Source organism: Parasphingorhabdus sp., from assembly GCF_036964565.1.
Taxonomy (GTDB): Bacteria; Pseudomonadota; Alphaproteobacteria; order Sphingomonadales; family Sphingomonadaceae; genus Parasphingorhabdus.
This window is the reverse complement of record NZ_JBALTN010000003.1, coordinates 113,717-133,457: the sequence shown is the minus strand read 5'-3', so window position 1 is coordinate 133,457 and position 19,741 is coordinate 113,717. Positions and strand designations below refer to the sequence as shown.

Below are 19,741 nucleotides of genomic sequence, written 5' to 3'. Positions count from 1 at the left end.
AAAAGGGCCTGGGTTTTTCCGGCAATGGCGCTGGGCAACGGCCCGGCGGCGGCAGGATCAGTGATTCCGGACGGTCAGAATCCGCGCCAGTCCTTGACCAGATATTGCGGCGGGACCGCGCGTCCCCAATAGAAGCCCTGCCCCTGGTCCGCCCCCAGTTCGCGGGCCTTTTCCAGATGGAATGGCGTCTCGATCCCCTCGACGACCGTTTTCGACCCGCGCATGTGGCAAAAGTCGATGATCGAACGCAGCACCGTGATCGGCACGCGATTGTCACAGAAGGCCCAGAAGATCTGCTTGTCCAGCTTCAGCTCGGCAAACGGGATTTCCGCGATCCGGTCGAGGTTGCTCTGGCCAGTACCATAGTCGTCGATCGATATCGCCAGACCATAGCGGGTCAGCATCTTGCAGACCTCGGCAACGACCTTGATATTGGCAACCCGGTTCTCCTCGGTGATCTCCATGATCACCGATCCGCGCAGGTTCCGCGACGCCTGCAAACGGGCAAACAGGGCATCGACAAAATCCGGCTGGGTCAGCAATATCGCGCTGCAGTTGAACGACACCGGGACGCTCTTGCGCGATTTGCGCAGCGAATTTGCCAGCTTGATGACCTGGTCGACCACATTCAGGGTGGCATCGATTTCCAGCGACATTTCGGTGGCCGCAGAGAAGATCGTCGCGGGGCTGATGGCGCGCCGGGTCTTCAACCGCGACAGGGCCTCGTAGCCGGCCACTCCGCCATCGGCAAGATCATGCTTGGACTGGAATTCGACCACCAGATTGTCGAGCAGTCGGTTGCTGGCGATCAGCGCCCGGATATAGTCCGAATCGAGATTGATCTGCTGGCTGTCCTCCGCATATTGATCGATCAGCTCGGCCAGCATGTTGGGCTCGAACGGCTTGGCAATCGTGGCGACGATATGCGGCTTGCCGCCCCGCTGCGGAGGCGGGTTGCCGAGCGGCATCTTGGTGTCTGTCTCGGTCATCACCACGAGCGGCAGCTGGCGCGCGAAACGCGCGAACCGGTGCAGCCCGGCTTTGCTTTCCGACAGCATTTTCCGGTCTGCCACAATGACGGTCGGGGCAAAGGCAGTGGCACCATTTTCGTCTCCGGCGGAGTAGATGCAGGCGACGGATATTTCGCGCTGCTCGAGATCGTCCTGCAAGAAACGCGTGAACGCGCTCTCTTCGTCAATGACGAGGACCCGTTTGTTGGACATCGGCTGGCTTTCGGTCAATGCAGGTCCGGCAAGGGACTCTGTTGATGGTGCGACCCTGTCTTGTTTGAATTCCTGTTCCGGACCCCGTCTTTCGTCCGATATTGCGAAAGATAGCTGATCCGCAAGCCGGGCAACCCGGACTTGTCGATCGATTCCTGCCACGAAACAAATTCTTCCAGAGAGAGATTATAGCGGCTGCACGCCTCCTCCAGACTCAGCAAGCCGCCGTTCACGGCTGCGACCACCTCGGCCTTGCGCCGGATCACCCATCTGGTTGTATTGCTTTTCGGCAAATCCTTGAGGCTCAGTGCCTCGCCGAAGGGACCGATGACCCTCTCCGGCTTTCTCCGCCGACCAATTTCCATATTACCTCCGAGAGTTTGTGGTTTCCCACTCATCAAAAGGCAACGGAGCATCCTGGCCGAGACTGCCGTTACAATAATTTACATATGTACGGGCAAAGGTTAACATTCCCCTGCCATATCCGGTTAATGCATTAAAAATGCTGGGTTTCTCCCGTGTTAATTAACAGGGATTAATGATCGTCCGGCGCCAGGCAGCTGGCCGGGTCGCAACAGGACAGGACCTGCCGCAAAACCATCCGGCTTCGACTTCGAGCCGGCGATCGGACAAAAAGAAACCCCGGTGTAAGGGACACCGGGGTTTTGCAAAGTTGGGCTTGGCCAAGATACGGCCGCTTGTTGGGGGACTGCGGCTCTTGCAATAGGATTTAGTTGCTGATCGACAATGCGGTCTCCACCGGCTTGCCCGACCGGACCGCGGCCATGATGGTCACGGAGGCGCGCCGGGCGGAGGTGGTTGCCTCGTCCATGCAAATATCGTGATCGCGCATGTCGGGCAGGCTTCTTGAATCATAGCTGCCGCAGACCTTGCGAACGGCCCCTTTCAGGCGCCCCTGGAGCGTGGCCTGGCCATCCTCGCTGGTCAGGTCGAGATCGGCATAGTCGACGAGCGCGGTGCGGACGACACGGCTCTGGGCATGGGCGCTGGCGGAAAATCCGGTCGCGGTCACCGCGATGGCAGCGGCAGCACACAGGGCTTTGGTAAAAACAGTATTGGGCATTTTTCTCACTCCTCAAATTCATTTCGGGGCGTCACCGGCAACAAGGGGGGCCGGCGCGGCCCAGGGGTCTGGGCGGGAGCAAGATATCCATGGGCCGGGGAAGGGCTGTCTGGAGAGATGTAGGCTTATGCTCCCGCCTCGCATTTCTAGGTAGCGCAGCGATGCGGGACGGGCATCTGGCGTTCGATAAACCGCCATTTTGATCGGCCAACGCCGACCGGCTTCGACGAACGGCAATCGCCCGTCGACCAAGTTATCATGATGTAACTTTTGTTACGATTCAACTAGTTACAGATGACACCGAATCATGCTGTATTAGGACACTAAATCAGTCCGGAGAGGGGACTCGACGGGTCGGCATACATCCGCCGGCCCATCCGCCCGGACAGATAGGCATCGCGCCCGGCCTCGACCGCGAGCTTCATCGCGCGCGCCATCCGCACAGGGTCCTTCGCCTCGGCAATCGCGGTGTTCATCAGCACGCCGTCGCAGCCCAGCTCCATCGCCACGGCCGCATCGCTGGCCGTGCCGACACCGGCATCGACCAGAACCGGCACGCTGGCGCCCTCGACGATCAGCCGGATGGTGACCCGGTTCTGGATGCCGAGCCCCGACCCGATCGGCGCGCCCAGCGGCATGATCGCGACCGCGCCGGCGTCTTCCAGCTGCTTCGCCGCAATCGGATCGTCGACGCAATAGACCATCGGCTTGAAGCCTTCCTTCGCCAGCACCTCGGTCGCCTCGAGCGTTTCGCGCATGTTCGGATAAAGCGTCTTGGCCTCGCCGAGCACCTCCAGCTTGACCAGGTCCCAGCCGCCGGCCTCGCGCGCCAGCCGCAGCGTGCGGATCGCGTCATCGGCATTGAAACAGCCGGCGGTATTGGGGAGATAGGTGATTTTCTTCGGATCGATAAAGTCCATCAGCACCGGCTGGTTGCGGTCGGTGACATTGACCCGGCGCACCGCCACGGTCACGATCTCCGCGCCGGAGGCCTCGACCGCCGCTGCATTCTCGGCGAAATCCTTGTATTTGCCGGTGCCGACAATCAGCCGGGAGCGGAAGCTCCTGCCGGCCACCGTCCAGCTGTCGTCGCCGGACCCGCCACCAACAAAATGCACGATCTCCAGCTCGTCGCCCTGCTCGACCATCACATCTTCGAGAGTGGATCGCGTGACAATCTCGCGGTTGCGCTCGACCGCAACCTTGGCCGGATCCAGATCGAGCGAGCGCACCAGTGTGGCGATCGATCCGCCCCCTGCAAATTTGTGGTCATCGCCGTTCAACCGGATCTGAATATCAGCCATTTGGGTAACTTTCATGTCTTTGATCTCGCTTTTCAAAAACGAGCCATATAAAGAGGGCGCTTCAGTCGCAACCAAAAGCCTTGGGGAGGAACCAATATCTTGGCGGCCAAGACCATCTATATATTGAACGGACCCAATCTCAACCTCCTGGGCATGCGCGAACCCGAAATCTACGGTTCGGAAACGCTCGACGAAATCGCCGGACAGATCGAGGACCATGCCCAGACGCTCGGCTTCGACGTCGACATTCGTCAGAGCAACCATGAAGGCCATCTGGTCGACTGGCTGCACGAAGCGGCAGCAGAAGGCGCACAGGCGGTCATTCTCAACGCCGGCGCGCTGACCCATACATCGATCGCCCTGTTCGACGCGATCAGCGCGATCTCGACGCCGGTCATCGAAGTCCATATTTCCAATCCCGCCGCCCGCGAAGCGTTTCGGCACAAGAGTTTCATAGCACCGGTTGCAAAAGGAACGATTTGCGGCTTTGGTGCTTTTGGCTATCAACTGGCGCTCGACGCTGCCAGCAAATTTTAACGACTGCATAAGGACAAGATATGCCTGCAAAAAAAGAAACGGGTGAAGGCATGAACGTGGACATCAAGCTGGTACGCGATCTCGCCGCCATTCTCGAGAAGGCGGGCCTGACCGAGATCGAGGTCGAGGACGGCGATCGCAAAATCAAGGTCGCGCGCAGCAGCGGGACCTTTGTCTCCGCCCCGCAGGCGTTCGCGCCGCCCGCCCCGGCAGCGGCAGTCGCCGCGCCGGAAGCCGCCGCTGCCCCGGCCGACGACCATGCCGGTGCCCAGAAATCACCGATGGTCGGCACCGCCTATCTCGCCGCAGAACCGGGCGCGGCCAATTTCATCAGCGTCGGCGACAAGGTCGCCGTGGGCGACACCCTGCTGATTGTCGAGGCGATGAAGGTGATGAACCCGATTACCTCGGAAACATCCGGCACGGTCAAGTCGATCCTGGTCGAAAACGGGCAACCGGTCGAATATGACCAGCCGCTGGTCGTGATCGCTTGAGGCCGGCAGCGTGACCATCGAACGAATCCTCATTGCCAATCGCGGCGAAATTGCATTGCGCATCCTGCGCGCGGCCAAGGAGCTCGGCATCGAGACCGTCGCCGTGCACAGCACCGCCGACGCCGATGCCATGCATGTGCGACTGGCCGACCAGGCGGTCTGCATCGGACCGCCGCCCGCCGTCGACAGCTATCTCTCGATCCCCGCGATCATCTCCGCCGCCGAGATCACCGGCGCCGATGCGATCCATCCCGGCTACGGCTTTCTTTCCGAAAACGCGCATTTTGCCGAAGTGGTCGAGGCGCATGACATAAAGTGGATCGGTCCCAAGCCCGAGCATATCAAGATCATGGGCGACAAGGTCGCGGCCAAGAAAACCGCCGGTGACCTCGGCATTCCGCTGGTGCCCGGATCCGATGGCGCGGTCAGCGAGATTGAAGAAGCCAAGCGGGTCGCAAAGGATGTCGGCTATCCGGTCATCATCAAGGCAGCCTCCGGTGGCGGCGGCCGCGGCATGAAAGTCGTCAACAGCGAGACCGAACTCGAAACCCAGATGAAGCAGGCCGGCACCGAGGCCAAGGCGGCCTTCGGCGACGCCACCGTCTATATCGAGAAATATCTCGGCGATCCCCGCCATATCGAATTCCAGGTGTTCGGAGACGGCCGCGGCAACGCCATCCATCTCGGCGAACGCGACTGCTCGCTGCAGCGCCGCCACCAGAAAGTGCTCGAGGAAGCGCCGTCACCGGTAATCAGCGCCGAGCAGCGCGAGCGGATCGGCAAGGTCTGCGTCGACGCGATGAAGGGCATGCAGTATCGCGGCGCCGGGACGATCGAGTTTCTATACGAGAATGAAGAATTCTACTTCATCGAGATGAACACGCGGCTGCAGGTCGAGCATCCGGTGACCGAGATGATCACCGGCTTCGATCTGGTGCGCGAGCAGATCCGCATCGCCGACGGCCGCGACCTGTCGGTCGAGCAGGAAGACCTGGTGTTCAGTGGCCACGCCATCGAATGCCGGATCAACGCCGAAAATCCGAAGACCTGGGCCCCTTCGCCTGGCAAGGTCGTCGGCTATCACCCGCCCGGCGGCATGCATGTCCGCGTCGACAGCGGCCTTTATGCCGGCTATTCGATCCCGCCTTATTATGACAGTATGATCGCCAAGCTGATCGTCTATGGCCGCACCCGCGACGGCTGCATGATGCGCCTCGCCCGCGCGCTCGACGAATTTGTCATCGAAGGCGTCCAGACCACGATTCCGCTGCACCAGAAACTGGTCCACGACAAGGAATTCCAGTCCGGCGAATATACCATCAAATGGCTGGAGGAATGGCTGGAAAAGGATAATCTGAAGGATTAGCCGTGTGCCTTTCGAGATGATAGTGCCCCCGCCTGCGCGGGGGCCCATCTCCCAATCCATCGACAATCACGATAGTTGCGATTGGCTCCTTCGCTCACCCGAGATGGACCCCGGATCGAGTTCGAGGAGGAAGTTAGACGAACTCTTGCGTTCAGATAACTTCTACCTTTCCTGAACATAACAAGTCAGTTCAGGACTCCGACAGGGTTAACGGACTATCACCTGTTCCACAGATGCGGCAAATGGAGTCGCCAGCAACAGGAGTAAGCCATGCGTATATTTCTAATCCCCGGCCTGATGGCTGCCACGATGTTGACGCCCGCCGCAGCATCTGCTGCCGAAATCGTCCCCAATCTCGGCAGTGCACCCGCAGTGGCCCAGAACGACCTGACCGGCAGCGTTGCCTTGCAGCGTGACGGTCGCAGCGAACGGCGCGCCAATCGCGGCGAGAGAAGCAACCGCGGCAGCGGTCTGCGTCAGGCACAGCGACCCGGCAACCGGGACAATCGCGGTCAGCCGCGCGTCGACCGTGCCGACCGCAACGTCAATCTCGCGACCCAGCGCAGCCAGCGGGTCGAGCGGAATGTCGCCAACCGCGTCGACCGGCGCCAAGACATCCGCCAGGGCGACCGCAACCGCGACGGCCAGGTCGATCGCCGCTTTGACCGGAACCGCGACGGACAGATTGACCGCCGCTTTGATCGCAACAATAATGATCGGGTCGACCGCCGCGTCGACCGGAACCGCGATGGCCGGATCGACCGCAATGTCGCCAACCGGATCGACCGGCGCCAGGATTATCGCCAGGGCGACTGGAACCGCGATGGCCGCGTCGACCGGCGCTATGACCGCAACCGCGACGGGCAGATCGACCGGCGCTTTGATCGCAACAACAACGACCGGGTTGATCGCCGCTACCGCGACAACCGGCGCGACGTGCGCAGCAGCCGCAACTGGAACCGCGACTGGCGCAGCGACCGGCGCTATGACTGGCAGCGCTACCGGCAGGCCAACCGCAACCATTATCGGGTCAGCCGCTATTATGCGCCCTACCGGGACTATAATTACCGGCGCCTGAGCATCGGCATCTCTCTGGGATCGGCTTTTTATGGTTCGCGCTACTGGATCAACAATCCCAGCTATTATCGCCTGCCGCCGGCCTATGCCGGAACGCGCTGGGTCCGCTATTATGACGATGTGCTGCTGATCGACACCTACAACGGCGAAGTCATCGACGTGATCTACGACTTCTTCTGGTAAACCCGGATCAAATGAACGAAAAACCCGCTGCCGGGTCAGGCAGCGGGTTTTTTTGTCGATGGTCCGTCCGGACCCTGCTGCCTGGCCGCGGCCCTGTGCACCGCTGACCGGCGTTACCCTGTCGCTTTACTTCTTTTCGAAGGCGACGTGAATTTCCAGCTCGACCGCATCCGACACCAGCGGAATGGCGGTATCGATGCCAAAATCGCTGCGCTTGATCGTCGTGGTGGCGGAGAAGCCAACGGTGAGTTTCTTGTTGTACGGGTTGTTGCCGGCACCGGTAAATTCTGCATCGAGCGTCACCGGTTTGGTCACGCCGTTCAGCGTGAGGTTGCCATCGATCCTGGCGGTGTTGCCGGTCGCGCTGACACCGGTTGAAACAAATCGCGCGTCGCTCGGGTCGGGGCCGAAGAAATCAGGCTTGGCGCCGTCCTTGCCGGGACGCAGCAGGTGGTCGGTCAGTCCGGCGCTCGCCGTGGTCACCTTGGCGACCGGGATCGTCACATCGACGGTTGCTGCGGACAGGTTGGCGGGATCAATCGTCAGCGTGCCGGCGACATCGCCGAACAGGCCGATATAGTCGCTAAATCCGAAATGGCTGACCTCCCACGCGATCAGCGAATGGGAGGGATCGGCGGCATAGCTGCCGGCCACGACACGGCTCGGATCGGCCTGGCCAGGGACAGTGGGTGCGGATTGTGCGAGCAGCGGAGCGGTGACCGCGAGAGCGATGAAGGCGAGGGGGAAGCGCATGAGAGAATCTCCTTGCAATGAAGCCGCCACGGCGGATGACCGACATGACAGCGGGGTGGTCGGCAAAATCATCGTTGAAACGCCGTGGCTTGTCAATTGCTCGGCTGCGCCATCGCGCCGGGTCTTCGCGCGAAACCGCCGATCAGGGCCGCAAACCGAAATGGTCGCCCTTTCCTGTTGCAACTTGGCGGGCGTGCAAGCAAAAGCGGTTCAGAAAAACAGGAGAATCTGGATGATACGCACGCTCGGCCTGACCCTATCGACCCTGGCGCTCGGAATGGTTTCGACCACCGCCATCGCCCAGGACCAGATCATCCGCGTCGGCAACTTGCTGACCGACGCCGCTTCGTCCCCCAGCGGCCCGGCGACGCTGATCGTCCGCGACGGCAGGATTGCCGAGATCCGCCAGGGGTCGGAACCGGTCACCGCCAGCGGCGCCACCATCATCGATCTGTCGACCAAGACCGTGATGCCCGGCCTGATCGACCTGCACGTCCATCTGACCGGCGATCCGGGCGGCGATTTCTGGAAGGAAACCACCGAGCCCACCGAATGGGGCGTGGTTGTCGGCGCCAAGAACGCGCTGCTTACCGCCAAGGCCGGCTTCACCACCGTGCGCGAGGCGGGCTCCTCGCAATATAGCGCCTACGCGCTGCGCCGCGGCACCGCCGAGGGAATCATTCCCGGCCCCCGGATCGTCGCTGCCGGCCCGGCGCTGTCCATCGTCGGCGGCCATGGCGACGTCTCCGGCTTCACCGAGGATGTCAACGAGCTGCTGACCAGCGGCTACAGCTGCACCGGCGCGGTCGAATGCGCGGCCAGGGTGCGCAAGGCGTCGCGCGCCGGCGCCGATGTCATCAAGATCACCGCCACCGGCGGCGTGCTGTCGCAGCAGGGCCGCGGGCTGGACGCGCAATTCACCAGCGCCGAGATGCAGTCGATCGCCGACACCGCCCATTCGCTCGGCCTCAAGGTCATGGCCCATGCCCATGGTGCCCGCGGTATCGAGGCGGCATCGCGCGCCGGGATCGATACGATCGAGCACGGCACGTTCGCAGACGAGGCGGCGCTGAAGGTCATGAAGGCCAACAACACCGCGATGGTACCGACGCTGATGGCGTTCCAGGGAGTCAGCGAAGGGCTCGGCAAGGGCATCTACACGCCGGTGGTCGAGGAAAAGATCCGCATGACCATGGGCCGGGTCGGCAAGGCGGTGGACATGGCGAAGCGGATGGGCGTGCCGATCGCCTTCGGCACCGATGCCGGCGTGTTTGACCATGGCCGCAACGCCGAGGAGCTGCAGCTGATGGTCGATGCCGGACTGACCGCGCGCGAAGCCGTCGCCAGCGCCACCACGGTGGCGGCCAAGATGCTCGACATGGAAAACGAGATTGGCAGAATCGCGGTCGGCTATTCCGCCGACCTGATCGCCTTCGACGGCAACCCGCTCGACGACGTCCGCAAGCTCGAACAGGTCGACTGGGTGATGGTGCGCGGCCGCGTCATCGACTAGGGTCCCGGCCATGGCCAAAGCCTTTTTGAAAAAGCAGCGCGAACAATATGCCAGCCCGCGGCGGATGGCGGCGCTTGGCCGGCAGGTGACCGAAGCGCTCAACGCCCATCCCCGGGTGCAGTGGCTGGAAAGCCCGCATATGCAGCTCTACGTCCACCAGAATTTCCTGAGCGACGCCGACTGCGACCTGCTGATCGACATGATCGACAGCGACTGCCAGCCCTCGACCGTCTATGAAGCCACGCAGCGCGAGGGCTTTCGCACCAGCTACAGCTGCAACGTCGATCCCGCCGACCCCGATATCCGCCGCATCGACAAGGCGATCTGCGACCTGATGGGCCTGCCGAAGAGCCACAGCGAGATTCTGCAGGGCCAGCGCTACCAGCCGGGCCAGCAGTTCAAGGACCATCACGACTATTTCCACGAGACCGAGAAATACTGGGAATATGAGGGGCCCAACGGTGGCCAGCGCAGCTGGACCGCCATGGCCTATCTCAACCAGCCGGAACAGGGCGGCGCGACCGCCTTTCCGCAGCTGGAATATCAGGTCGAACCCCGCCGCGGGATGCTGCTGATCTGGAACAACATGCGTCCGGACGGCACCCCCAATATCGACACGCTGCACGCGGGCCGGCCGGTGGAGAAGGGCACCAAATATATCATCACCAAATGGTTCCGACTCAACGCCTGGGAGCAGGGCGCAAACGCGTGACGCCACGACCAACGCACGAGCGGTTTCGACCAACGACATCTCGTCGCCGGGGATTTCGTTGCGGGTGATAGGCTGCCGTGTTAGCTGGACATAACAGTTTTTTGATAGGAACATGACATGATCAAGACATCCCTCAAGCTTCTCCTCGGCACCAGCCTGCTCGCCACCGGCAGCATGGCGGTGGCCCAGCCGCTCGTCGCAACCAGCGCCGCCGCCGCGGCGCAAGCCCAGACCGCGGAAATGACAGAGGCCGAGAAGATGAAGGCCCTGTTCGCGAAGAGCGACGAGGACAGTCTCAAGCGCAATCCGATCGGTGCGCTGTTCCGCGGCGACGAGCGCTATGCCGACCAGCTCGGCGACTATATTTCGGACGAATATTTCGCGAAGGAAAAGGCCGCGGAAACCGCCGAACTGGCTGCGCTGATGAAGATCGACCGGAGCAAGCTGAGCGCCACCGACAAGATCGCCTATGACGTGTTCAAGCGCGACAAGCAGCAGGCGCTGAAGGGCTATTCCGATGAAATCATGGCGCTGACCGTGGTCCGCCCGGTCAACCATTTCAGCGGCTTCCACACCTTCTACCCCGACTTCGCCTCGGGCAAGGGCGCGGCGCCGTTCAAGACGGTCAAGAATTACGAGGACAATCTCAAGCGCCACAAGCAGTTCATCGTCATGGGCGATCGTTCGATCGAACGGTTCCGGGAAGGCATGGAAAGCGGCGTGGTCGAAACCCGGCTGACGATCACCAATGTCATCGAGCAGCTCGCCACCCAGATCGGTCTCGGCCTCGAAAACAGCCCGTTCATGGCGCCGACCAAGGAATTCCCCGAGGACTTCAGCGAGGAAGACAAGGCGCGCCTGACCAAGGAATATGCCACTGCCACCACGGAAATTTTTGCCGGCTACCAGCGCATGCACGATTTCCTGAAGAACGAGTATTTGCCGGTAACCCGGGACGAGGTCGGCCTGTCGAGCATGAAGGGCGGCGCGACTCTCTACGAGAACCTGATCGAGAACACGACCACCCTGCCGCTCAAGGCCGATTATATCCACAATCTCGGGCTCAGCGAGGTCACCCGGATCAAGACCGAGATGGAAGCGATCAAGGACGAGGTCGGCTATGACGGCACCCTCTCCGAATTTTTCGAATATCTCCGCACCGATCCGAAATTCCATCCGGAATCCCGTGAAGCGCTGACCCAGGCCTATTATGACATGGGCAAGAAGGTCGATGCGAAGATCGGCGAGCAGTTCAAGCTTCTGCCGAAATCGCCGCTCGAGATCCGCCCCTATGACGAGTCGGTCGAGAAGTTCCAGGCCGGCGGCTCCTACCAGAGCGGCACGCCCGACGGATCGCGTCCCGGTGTCTTCTATTTCAACGCCTATGACCTGCCATCGCGCAGCACCTCGGGCGTGACCACCCTCTATCTGCACGAAGGCGCACCGGGCCATCATTTCCAGATCAGCCTCGCGCAGGAAAATACCGATCTTCCCAACTTCATGCGCTTCGGCGGCAACACCGCCTTTGTCGAAGGCTGGGCGCTCTATGCCGAGAAGCTGGGCTTCCCGATGGGTCTCTATGACGACCCCTATCAGCGCATGGGCCATTTCGACGACGAGATGCTCCGCGCGATGCGGCTGGTCGTCGACACCGGCCTGCACAGCAAGGGCTGGACCCGCGACCAGGCGATCCAGTACATGCTCGACAACAGCAGCATGGGCAAGACCGACGCCACCGCCGAAGTCGAACGCTATATCGCGATCCCGTCGCAGGCCCTGGCCTATAAGATCGGCGCGCTGACCATCCAGCGGCTGAAGAAGGAAGCGCAGGACGCGCTCGGCGACAAGTTCGACCCGCGCGAATTCCACGCACAGGTGCTCAACACCGGCGCCTTGCCGATGACCGTGCTGGAGACCAAGATCCGCGACTGGATCAAGTCGCAGGCCTAGAACGACCGATCTAAGCCCCTTCTCTTCGGAGGAGGGGCCCCGGTCGGTGCCGGCTGCGCGGCACCGCTCGCGCGGTTGGCCGCTTTTGTCCAACGATTTGGGTTTATTGATCTTTGCCCTGCCTCTATGCCTGTTCTCAAGATTACCGGAATCGACATAAAGGGGGCGCTTTCATGGTCCGATTTTTCCTGCTTTTCTGCGGCGCCCTGCTTGGTGCCGGATCCCCGGCTCAGGCCGCATGGCACGAGGCCAGCAGCGATCATTTTGTCATTCGTGCGGACCAGTCGCCGGGCACGATCCAGCTGTTTGCCGAGCGACTGGAAAAATTTCACGCCGCCATGGCGTTCATGCTGAAGCAGGAACCGGAATCGCCCAGCCCGTCCAACCGGGTCACCGTGTTCGTGGTCAGCAACACATCCAATGTCCGCAAGCTTGCCGATCTCAAGGGAAAATATGTCGCCGGCATCTATTTGCCCCGCGCCGGGAACATCGTCGCGATCGTGCCCAAATTGAAGAGCGGTGGCAGCGAATTTGACCTCTCTCCGGAAACGATCCTGAAGCATGAATATGCCCATCATTTCCTGTTCAACATCAGCAATCGGACCTTCCCGCTATGGTTCCAGGAAGGCTTTGCCGAATTTTTTGCCTCCGGCCGGGAGGAACGCGACGGCACGACGGTACTGGGCGGCGCGGCCAATCACCGCGCCTACGAACTGGCGCTGTCCCGAGCGGTGCCGATCGAGCGCCTGCTTGATACGGAAAACTATCTCTCCAACAGGTCTTCGGGCTACGACCAGTTCTACGGGCGTAGCTGGCTGCTCTATCATTTCATGACATTTGATGAATCGCGGCGGGGCCAGTTGGAAGATTTCCAGCGACGGATGGCCAACGGGTCCACGGATATCGAGGCCGCGCGAGGCGCATTTGGCGATCTGGAACAGCTGAACCGCGACCTCAACCGCTATGCGTCGCTGAAAAGAATATCGGCGGTCGGCCTGCCGCCGCGTCTGCTGAACACCAGTCCCGTCACGGTCCGCCGCCTGTCCGACGGCGAGGCCAGAATGATGCCGATCCTGATGGAATCCCGGACCGGTGTCGATGAAGAGGAAGCCAGCGAGATCCTGATCGAAGCGCGCCAGATCGCGGCCGAATATCCAGACGACCCGGCGGTGCAGGAAGCCCTGGCAGAGGCCGAATTTGACGCCGGCTATGATGCGGAAGCCATTGCTGCCGCCGACCGCGCACTGGCGCTCGACTCCGGCCGCATCCGGGCGCAAATCCAGAAAGTCTACGCCTATTCCCGCCGTGCCGAGGCTGCGGCAGACCAGGACGCCGCCTGGAAGGATGTCCGCCAGCAGGTCGTCGCCGCCAACCGCATCGAACCCAATCATCCGGTGCCGCTCATGGAATATTATCGCTCCTATCGGTGGACGGGCGCTGCGCCGCCGCAGATCGCCGTTGATGGCTTGAAGCGCGCCCTGCAACTGGCGCCTTTTGATCACAATCTGCGGTTGAACATGGCCGCCCACTACATGCAGGAAAAGCAATATTCTGCTGCCGCCACGACGTTGCGACCGCTGGCCTACAATCCGCACAGAAGCGAAGCTACCGAGGCCGCCGGGAACTTGCTCGAGCTCGCGGAAAAGGCGGAAGGGGCCGCGAAGGCGAGCGATGACGGCGCCGCGACGCCAACATCCGCACCGGCCGCCGGCGCTGCAGACCCGCAGGTCATTCAGGAATAGTCGGTCCGATCGACGGTGGCTGAAAACGGTTGGACACCGCGTCCGGCACGGCCGGCTCGGTCGAAACGAACTCTTTCCCGATGTCATCCACGGAACAAGGCGCGAGCGAAAAAAGCCTGTCCTACAGCCAGCCGGTTGTGATACGCACAAGCCATGCTCCCATTCCCCCATCCCCCCGAAAATCCGCCCATTCCACCCCCTTGTGGGGGCAAGGCTTTTTCCCCTTTAGGGGGTGTGACCCGTGTGACCCTGTGTGACCCTGACCTCCGGAATCGGGGCCAAGGCGATGCCTGATCTCGCTGCAATGGCCCGCGAAATTCTCGACACCCTGATCGCGTTCGACACCACTTCGCGGAACAGCAATCTCGAACTGATCGCCTGGGTCGAAGATTATCTCGCCGGGCAAGGAATCAACTCCACCCGCGTCGTCAGCGACGATGCTTCCAAGGCCAATCTTTACGCCACGGTCGGCCCAAATGTCGCCGGCGGCGTCATTCTCTCCGGCCACAGCGATGTCGTGCCGGTCGATGGTCAGCTGTGGGACAGCGATCCGTGGACAGTAACCGAACGGAACGGCCTGCTGCACGGCCGCGGAACCTGCGACATGAAAGGCTTTATCGCGCTGGCGCTGGCCGCCGTCCCCTCGTTCAAGCAGGGCACAAGGCCGGTGCATCTGGCGTTCAGCTATGACGAGGAAGTCGGCTGCCTTGGCGCGCCGGCGATGATTGAGGCAATGACAGCGACACTCCCCGCACCGGCGCTGGCGATTATCGGCGAGCCGACGATGATGAAGGTGATCACCGGCCACAAGGGGATCACCGTCCACGCGGTCGAGGTACTCGGCCACGAGGCCCATTCCAGCCTGACCCATCTCGGCCTGTCCGCCAATATGGTTGCTATTGAGCTGATGCATGATCTCGCCGAACTCGCGCGCGGCCTTTGGGAAAATGCCGACCCGGCCTCGCCCTTCGTGCCGCCGCACGCCACGCTGACCATCGGCACCATGGAAGGCGGCACCGCCGCCAATATTCTCGCGCGCCGGGCGCGGTTCGTCTTCGACCTGCGGTGCCCACCGGACGTCGATCCGGAAGCGGTGCTCGCGCCGTTCAAGGCAAAGGTCGCGGCGCTGGATGCCGAAATGAAACAGGCTTTCCCCGCGGCCGGCGTCAGCATCACCCGGCTGTCGAACGCGCCGCCCATGGCCCCGGCCGGATCGCAGGAAGCAGAGTCCTTCGTCCGCCGGCTCACCGGCGACAACAGCCCTGCCGGTGTCGTATCCTATGCAGCCGAGGCCGGACAGTTTCAGCAGGCGGGCTTTGCCACCGTGATCTGCGGTCCCGGCTCGATCGAACAGGCGCACCAGCCAAACGAATATCTCGCGGTCGAACAATTTGCACGCGGTGCTGACTTCATGCAGCGGCTGGCGGAGGCACTGGCCTGAAGGGACACCGGCTTCCGGTAATCCGGGATAACGCTACGGCACCGCCGAAATTTGTAAAATCCGCGGAAAACAGCTATATTGGGGAGGAGAAAAGGATCGCACCATGCCCGCTGTAAAGGCTGCCAAACCCAACGAGATTTTTGCCCGCGATGAATGGGCTGCGCTGACCCGCGTGTCGCGCTGGCATGGCCTGTGGCTGGCGGCGCACGGCTGGCTGATGGTGGCGCTGGTCACCGGTGGCACGGCATTGCTCTGGCAATGGCACTGGCTGGCCGGACTGGCCGCGACCCCGGTGGCGCTGGTGCTGGTCGGCGGCCGCCAGCTCGGCCTGTCGATCCTGATGCACGAGGCCGCCCACGGCCTGCTCCACCCCAAGCGCAAGATCAACAATTTCGTCGGCCAGTGGCTGACCGGTGCCGCGACCGGCAGCGACCTGCACAGCTATCGCGCCTATCATCTGACCCATCACCGCTTCACCCAGCAGAGCGAGGATCCCGATCTCGGCCTGTCCGCCGCCTTCCCGACGACGCCCGCCAGCATGCAGCGCAAGGTGATCCGCGACCTTACCGGCCAGACCTTTCTCAAGCAGCGCGGCAACCAGTTCGCGGTGGCATGGAAAGGCCTTCAGGCGATGCTGTCCGGTACGCAGGATGCTGCTCCGTCGGCGAAGCGCGACCATTCGGCGGGCACACCGCTCAACCGCAACGGCGCGGCTGGCGTTGCCGCTCCGGTGATCGACCTCGAAGGGGCGAAACGGACGACGCGGACCGTCGGCCGCTTCCTGCTGGTCCAGCTGGTCGTGCTGCTGGTCAGCCTGGCGACGCTGGGCATCATCCCGTTCCTGATCTGGCTGGCGGCTCTGGCGACCACCTTCCAGCTGATCCTGCGAATCCGCAATATCGCCGAACATGCCTGCACCACCACCGGCGGCGATGACCCGTTCAGCCATGCGCGGACAACGAAGGCCGACATGCTGATGCGGATGACGCTGGCACCCTATTGGGTCAATTATCACAGCGAGCATCACCTGTTCATGGGTGTGCCCTGCTACAATCTGTCCAAGGCCCACGAGCTGTTGCTCGCCAAGGGCTACGGCCCGCGGATGACGATCGCGAACAGCTATGCCGAGGTGCTGCGGACAGTGACCAGCCCGGCTCCCGCCTAGGCCGGGCGCAGCGCCGCCTTGATCTCGTCGAGGTCGGTTTCCAGCTTGGTGACTTTCTCTAGCATCAGCAGGTCGATCTTCTCGTGCAGCCGGATGATGTCGATCTCGGCGCGCAGGTTGACCTCATAATCATGCGCCGCCGCGATCCGGTCTTTGTTCGAGGCGCGGTTCTGGCTCATCATGATGATCGGCGCCTGGACCGCTGCCAGCGTTGACAGCATCAGGTTGAGGAAAATGAATGGATAGGGATCAAAGGCGGCGTTGAACCGGGTCAATATCTCGGAATTGAGCAGCATCCAGCCGAACAGCACCACCGCAAAGGCAATGATGAAGGCCCAGGACCCGCCAACGGCCGCCACCCGGTCGGACAGCCGTTCACCAAAACTGGCCTGCTCGTTCGCCAGTTCGCCGGCATCATCGGCGACGATCTGGCGGGACACGATCGCCTCGAGTACGCCCCGCTCCTCGGGGGAAAGCGCGCCCACCGGCTTGTGCAGCAGTTGCTCGCTGAGCTGCTCGACCGTCCGCTTCATCATCCCGGCCTCTCCGTCCTTGCTAAATTGCCCTTGCCATCATGCTAATCGCGCATGAACCGGTGCGCCGACCGGTCCTTGTGGACCCTGGCCGGGTCGAACACCTCGCCGTTCATTGCGATATAGACGCCGGGCGGCAGCGTCTGGACCGCCGCCAACGCAAAGCCGACATTGAACTCGGCATCGCTGTTGCGCAGCGTCGCCGGCTGCATCGCGCCGGTCAGCACGATCGTCTTGCCGGCAATGTCGGCCAGCACCCTGCCGGTATCCGCCATCGTGTCGGTGCCATGGGTCACCAGGATCTTGTCGGCATCGCTCGCGGCGACCGCATCATGGATCGCGGCCCGGTCCGCATCGGTCAGCTCGAGACTGTCCTTGCGCAGCAGCTGCGTCACCCGGTGCGGGACGAAGACATTGTTCTCGGCCAGCATGTCGGGCAGCCCGGTCGCGCCGATCTTATACTCGGACAGCGCGTCGAAATAGACCTTGTCGATGGTTCCGCCGGTGGTGAAAATATCGATCATCAGGCGCATTCGTCCAGCACCGGAACGGCCGCCGTGCCATCCGGTGCGGCAAAGGTCTGGCGAAAGGTGAAGGCCTTGGCACTGGGACCATGGGCGGCCAGATGATCAATGGCAGCCAGTCCTTCGGCCACGCTGGGTTCGTGGCCGACCGGCACCCACCAGAGCGCCTGGTAGACATCGATATGATCCATCCATTCCTTGCGGCGCCGCATGATCGCGAGATGCTCGGCATTGCGATAGACATAGGCACCAAGCGATTCGGCATCGACCCACACCGACATGTTGACCGCCAGATTGGGATCCCCCGGCACGGCATCGATATCGACCGCGTCATTGCCCTCTCCGGTCAGCCGCCAGACAAAGCCCGGGGCCGCATCCGCCGCTGCATTGACCGGATCCAGCGACGCCATGAAATCGGCGTTGGCGGGATCATCCTTCGGCCGGCGGAACCGCGCGATGTTGATCTGGGCCAGATGATAGCTGCTCATGCCAGCGCCTCCGCAATCAGGCCCCGCGTGTTCACTATGCCATAAAGGGCGATGAAGCTGCCCATCCGCGGCCCCTGCGAACTGCCGAGCAAGGTCTCGTACAGAGTCTTGAACCAGTCGCGCAGATTGTCGAAGCCGCCCTCCTTGCCGATCGTGTAGACGATCGTCTGGATGTCCTCGGCCGCTGCGTCTTCTGGCAGCCCGGCCAGTTCCTGGTCGAGCCGTTCCAGCGCCGCCACTTCGACGCCCTCCGGCTTGCGGCGGTGCAAAGTCGGGGCGATGAAATCCTTGTGATAGGCCATCGCATTGTCGATCAGCTCGTCGAGATCGGGATAGCGCTCCGGCGTCGCGTCGGGCGCATACTGGCGCAGATAACCCCAGATCTGATCCTTCTCCGAATCGCCCATCACCCCGACCAGGTTGAGCAGCAGGCCGAAGGTGACCGGGATCGTGTCCTTCGGCACATCGCCATTGTGGACATGGTGCACCGGATTGCCGAGCCGCTTCTCCGCATCCTGCTCGTGCCAGTTGGCGCGAAACTGGAAATATTCGTCGACCGCGCGCGGGATCACCCCCAGATGCAGCTGCTTCGCCGACTTGGGTTCGCGGAAGATATAGAAGGCGAGGCTGTTCTCGGAACCGTAGCGCAGCCATTCGTCGAGGCTGAGCCCATTGCCCTTGGACTTGGAGATCTTCTCGCCCTTCTCGTCGAGAAACATCTCGTAGATCAGCCCCTCGGGCTTGCGCGCGCCGAGCACCTTGGCGATCTTGCCGGACTGCACGCCGCTGTCGGTCAGGTCCTTGCCATACATCTCATAGTCGACGCCGAGCGCGGTCCAGCGCATCGCCCAGTCGACCTTCCATTGCAGCTTGGCGCCGCCGGACAGGATATTATGCTCGATCAGCTCGCCCTGATCCTCGAACCGGACCGTCCCGGCCTCGGCATCCACCACTTCTACCGGTACCTGCAGCACATGGCCGGTCTTGGGGCTGATTGGGAGGATCGGCGAATAGGTCGCCTGCCGCTCCTTGCCGAGCGTCGGCAGCATGATGTCGAGGATCTGCTGGTTGCGCGCAAGGACGAGCTTCAGCGTCTCGTCGAAGGCGCCCGACTGATATTGCTGGGTCGACGACATGAATTCATAGTCGAAACCGAACTGGTCGAGAAAATCCCGCAGCATCGCATTGTTGTGGGCAGCGAAGCTCTCGAACTTGCCGAACGGATCCGGCACCTGGGTCAGCGGCTTGTGCAGATGCTCGGCCAGCATCTCTTGATTGGGAACATTGGTCGGCACCTTGCGAAAGCCATCCATGTCATCGCTGAACGCGATCAGCCGGGTCGGATTGCCGGTCAGCGTTTCATAGGCATGGCGCACCATGGTCGTGCGCAGCACCTCGTTGAACGTGCCGATATGCGGCAGGCCCGACGGACCATAGCCGGTTTCGAACAGCATGGGTTCACCATCGGGCTTGGGCGCAGGCGCGCCGCGCGCGCCGCGATAGCGCTTGAGCAGCTTGCGGGCTTCCTCGAACGGCCACGCCTTGGAATTCTCTGCTGCTTCACGATAATCGGTCACGAATATGTCCTGTTTTTCTGCCTAGGTTGCGCAAATAGTGGCCTAAGCCTGTATAGCAAGTTAGAACAGGACTAA

General features: G+C 62.1%; 19 protein-coding genes. 10 read left to right on the top strand and 9 right to left on the bottom strand.

Features of this window, described 5'->3' with window-relative positions:
- Window positions 1-74: 74 nt before the first annotated feature.
- The 4 genes from V7650_RS04660 to thiS form a co-directional block, all read right to left on the bottom strand.
- Window positions 75-1,223, bottom strand: coding sequence for an EAL domain-containing protein (locus V7650_RS04660; RefSeq protein ID WP_335655080.1), 1,149 nt, complete (start codon window positions 1,221-1,223; stop codon window positions 75-77).
- A 14-nt stretch (window positions 1,224-1,237) separates the two neighbouring features.
- Window positions 1,238-1,588 (bottom strand): CtrA inhibitor SciP, encoded by a 351-nt coding sequence (gene sciP, locus V7650_RS04655; protein WP_335655079.1) that lies wholly within the window; start codon window positions 1,586-1,588, stop codon window positions 1,238-1,240.
- Between the two features lie 365 nt (window positions 1,589-1,953).
- Window positions 1,954-2,307, bottom strand: coding sequence for a UrcA family protein (locus tag V7650_RS04650; RefSeq protein WP_335655078.1), 354 nt, complete (start codon window positions 2,305-2,307; stop codon window positions 1,954-1,956).
- A 323-nt stretch (window positions 2,308-2,630) separates the two neighbouring features.
- Window positions 2,631-3,611: a sulfur carrier protein ThiS gene (gene thiS / locus V7650_RS04645; protein ID WP_335655077.1), complete on the bottom strand. Its 981-nt coding sequence runs from the start codon at window positions 3,609-3,611 to the stop codon at window positions 2,631-2,633.
- A 99-nt stretch (window positions 3,612-3,710) separates the two neighbouring features.
- On the opposite strand from thiS, the gene aroQ reads away from it, so the two are divergent.
- The 4 genes from aroQ (at window position 3,711) to V7650_RS04625 (ending at window position 7,268) form a co-directional block, all read left to right on the top strand.
- Window positions 3,711-4,148 carry a type II 3-dehydroquinate dehydratase gene (gene aroQ, locus V7650_RS04640; RefSeq protein WP_335655076.1) on the top strand — a complete coding sequence of 146 codons (438 nt, stop codon included), beginning with the start codon at window positions 3,711-3,713 and terminating at the stop codon, window positions 4,146-4,148.
- 20 nt (window positions 4,149-4,168) lie between these two features.
- Window positions 4,169-4,642 carry an acetyl-CoA carboxylase biotin carboxyl carrier protein gene (gene accB, locus V7650_RS04635; protein WP_335655075.1) on the top strand — a complete coding sequence of 158 codons (474 nt, stop codon included), beginning with the start codon at window positions 4,169-4,171 and terminating at the stop codon, window positions 4,640-4,642.
- A gap of 10 nt (window positions 4,643-4,652) precedes the next feature.
- Window positions 4,653-6,008, top strand: a complete 1,356-nt coding sequence (gene accC / locus V7650_RS04630) for an acetyl-CoA carboxylase biotin carboxylase subunit (RefSeq protein WP_335655074.1) — start codon at window positions 4,653-4,655, stop codon at window positions 6,006-6,008.
- A gap of 270 nt (window positions 6,009-6,278) precedes the next feature.
- Window positions 6,279-7,268, top strand: coding sequence for an RcnB family protein (locus V7650_RS04625; RefSeq protein ID WP_335655073.1), 990 nt, complete (start codon window positions 6,279-6,281; stop codon window positions 7,266-7,268).
- Between the two features lie 126 nt (window positions 7,269-7,394).
- Here the strand turns inward: V7650_RS04625 and V7650_RS04620 are convergent, their stop codons facing one another.
- Window positions 7,395-8,021: a YceI family protein gene (locus V7650_RS04620; protein ID WP_335655072.1), complete on the bottom strand. Its 627-nt coding sequence runs from the start codon at window positions 8,019-8,021 to the stop codon at window positions 7,395-7,397.
- A gap of 232 nt (window positions 8,022-8,253) precedes the next feature.
- Between V7650_RS04620 and V7650_RS04615 the strand changes: the two genes are divergently transcribed.
- From V7650_RS04615 to V7650_RS04590, 6 genes are all read left to right on the top strand, one after another.
- On the top strand, window positions 8,254-9,534 hold the full coding sequence (locus V7650_RS04615; RefSeq protein WP_335655071.1) for a metal-dependent hydrolase family protein: 1,281 nt from the start codon (window positions 8,254-8,256) through the stop codon (window positions 9,532-9,534).
- 10 nt (window positions 9,535-9,544) lie between these two features.
- Window positions 9,545-10,246 carry a prolyl hydroxylase family protein gene (locus V7650_RS04610; RefSeq protein ID WP_335655070.1) on the top strand — a complete coding sequence of 234 codons (702 nt, stop codon included), beginning with the start codon at window positions 9,545-9,547 and terminating at the stop codon, window positions 10,244-10,246.
- 117 nt (window positions 10,247-10,363) lie between these two features.
- Complete coding sequence (locus V7650_RS04605; protein ID WP_335655069.1) at window positions 10,364-12,196, top strand: DUF885 domain-containing protein; 1,833 nt, start codon at window positions 10,364-10,366, stop codon at window positions 12,194-12,196.
- Window positions 12,197-12,369: 173 nt separating this feature from the next.
- Window positions 12,370-13,938: a DUF1570 domain-containing protein gene (locus V7650_RS04600; protein WP_335655068.1), complete on the top strand. Its 1,569-nt coding sequence runs from the start codon at window positions 12,370-12,372 to the stop codon at window positions 13,936-13,938.
- A 286-nt stretch (window positions 13,939-14,224) separates the two neighbouring features.
- Window positions 14,225-15,379, top strand: coding sequence for an acetylornithine deacetylase (gene argE / locus V7650_RS04595; RefSeq protein WP_335655325.1), 1,155 nt, complete (start codon window positions 14,225-14,227; stop codon window positions 15,377-15,379).
- Between the two features lie 103 nt (window positions 15,380-15,482).
- Window positions 15,483-16,544, top strand: a complete 1,062-nt coding sequence (locus V7650_RS04590) for a fatty acid desaturase family protein (RefSeq protein WP_335655067.1) — start codon at window positions 15,483-15,485, stop codon at window positions 16,542-16,544.
- Here V7650_RS04590 and V7650_RS04585 read toward each other — a convergent pair.
- Genes V7650_RS04585 through V7650_RS04570 form a run of 4 tightly spaced genes read right to left on the bottom strand, consistent with a single transcriptional unit; the run spans window position 16,541 to window position 19,666 of the window.
- Window positions 16,541-17,080, bottom strand: coding sequence for a DUF1003 domain-containing protein (locus tag V7650_RS04585; RefSeq protein ID WP_335655066.1), 540 nt, complete (start codon window positions 17,078-17,080; stop codon window positions 16,541-16,543). The genes V7650_RS04590 and V7650_RS04585 overlap by 4 nt on opposite strands.
- Window positions 17,081-17,121: 41 nt before the next feature.
- The gene (locus V7650_RS04580) at window positions 17,122-17,601 is read right to left on the bottom strand and encodes an asparaginase domain-containing protein (protein ID WP_335655065.1); all 480 of its coding nucleotides are present in this window, start codon (window positions 17,599-17,601) and stop codon (window positions 17,122-17,124) included.
- Complete coding sequence (locus V7650_RS04575) at window positions 17,601-18,089, bottom strand: DUF3291 domain-containing protein (protein ID WP_335655064.1); 489 nt, start codon at window positions 18,087-18,089, stop codon at window positions 17,601-17,603. The genes V7650_RS04580 and V7650_RS04575 overlap by 1 nt, the downstream gene beginning before the upstream one ends.
- On the bottom strand, window positions 18,086-19,666 hold the full coding sequence (locus tag V7650_RS04570; RefSeq protein ID WP_442955260.1) for a lysine--tRNA ligase: 1,581 nt from the start codon (window positions 19,664-19,666) through the stop codon (window positions 18,086-18,088). Before V7650_RS04570 ends, V7650_RS04575 begins: the two co-directional genes overlap by 4 nt.
- Window positions 19,667-19,741: the final 75 nt, after the last annotated feature.

Bases quoted from the DNA above. Each gene is read 5' to 3' on its own strand.
- V7650_RS04660 (WP_335655080.1), bottom strand. From the start codon at position 1,223: ATGTCCAACAAACGGGTCCTCGTCATTGACGAAGAGAGCGCGTTCACG.
- sciP (WP_335655079.1), bottom strand. From the start codon at position 1,588: ATGGAAATTGGTCGGCGGAGAAAGCCGGAGAGGGTCATCGGTCCCTTC.
- V7650_RS04650 (WP_335655078.1), bottom strand. From the start codon at position 2,307: ATGCCCAATACTGTTTTTACCAAAGCCCTGTGTGCTGCCGCTGCCATC.
- thiS (WP_335655077.1), bottom strand. From the start codon at position 3,611: ATGGCTGATATTCAGATCCGGTTGAACGGCGATGACCACAAATTTGCA.
- accB (WP_335655075.1), top strand. From the start codon at position 4,169: ATGCCTGCAAAAAAAGAAACGGGTGAAGGCATGAACGTGGACATCAAG.
- V7650_RS04625 (WP_335655073.1), top strand. From the start codon at position 6,279: ATGCGTATATTTCTAATCCCCGGCCTGATGGCTGCCACGATGTTGACG.
- V7650_RS04620 (WP_335655072.1), bottom strand. From the start codon at position 8,021: ATGCGCTTCCCCCTCGCCTTCATCGCTCTCGCGGTCACCGCTCCGCTG.
- V7650_RS04615 (WP_335655071.1), top strand. From the start codon at position 8,254: ATGATACGCACGCTCGGCCTGACCCTATCGACCCTGGCGCTCGGAATG.
- V7650_RS04610 (WP_335655070.1), top strand. From the start codon at position 9,545: ATGGCCAAAGCCTTTTTGAAAAAGCAGCGCGAACAATATGCCAGCCCG.
- V7650_RS04605 (WP_335655069.1), top strand. From the start codon at position 10,364: ATGATCAAGACATCCCTCAAGCTTCTCCTCGGCACCAGCCTGCTCGCC.
- V7650_RS04600 (WP_335655068.1), top strand. From the start codon at position 12,370: ATGGTCCGATTTTTCCTGCTTTTCTGCGGCGCCCTGCTTGGTGCCGGA.
- argE (WP_335655325.1), top strand. From the start codon at position 14,225: ATGCCTGATCTCGCTGCAATGGCCCGCGAAATTCTCGACACCCTGATC.
- V7650_RS04590 (WP_335655067.1), top strand. From the start codon at position 15,483: ATGCCCGCTGTAAAGGCTGCCAAACCCAACGAGATTTTTGCCCGCGAT.
- V7650_RS04585 (WP_335655066.1), bottom strand. From the start codon at position 17,080: ATGATGAAGCGGACGGTCGAGCAGCTCAGCGAGCAACTGCTGCACAAG.
- V7650_RS04580 (WP_335655065.1), bottom strand. From the start codon at position 17,601: ATGATCGATATTTTCACCACCGGCGGAACCATCGACAAGGTCTATTTC.
- V7650_RS04575 (WP_335655064.1), bottom strand. From the start codon at position 18,089: ATGAGCAGCTATCATCTGGCCCAGATCAACATCGCGCGGTTCCGCCGG.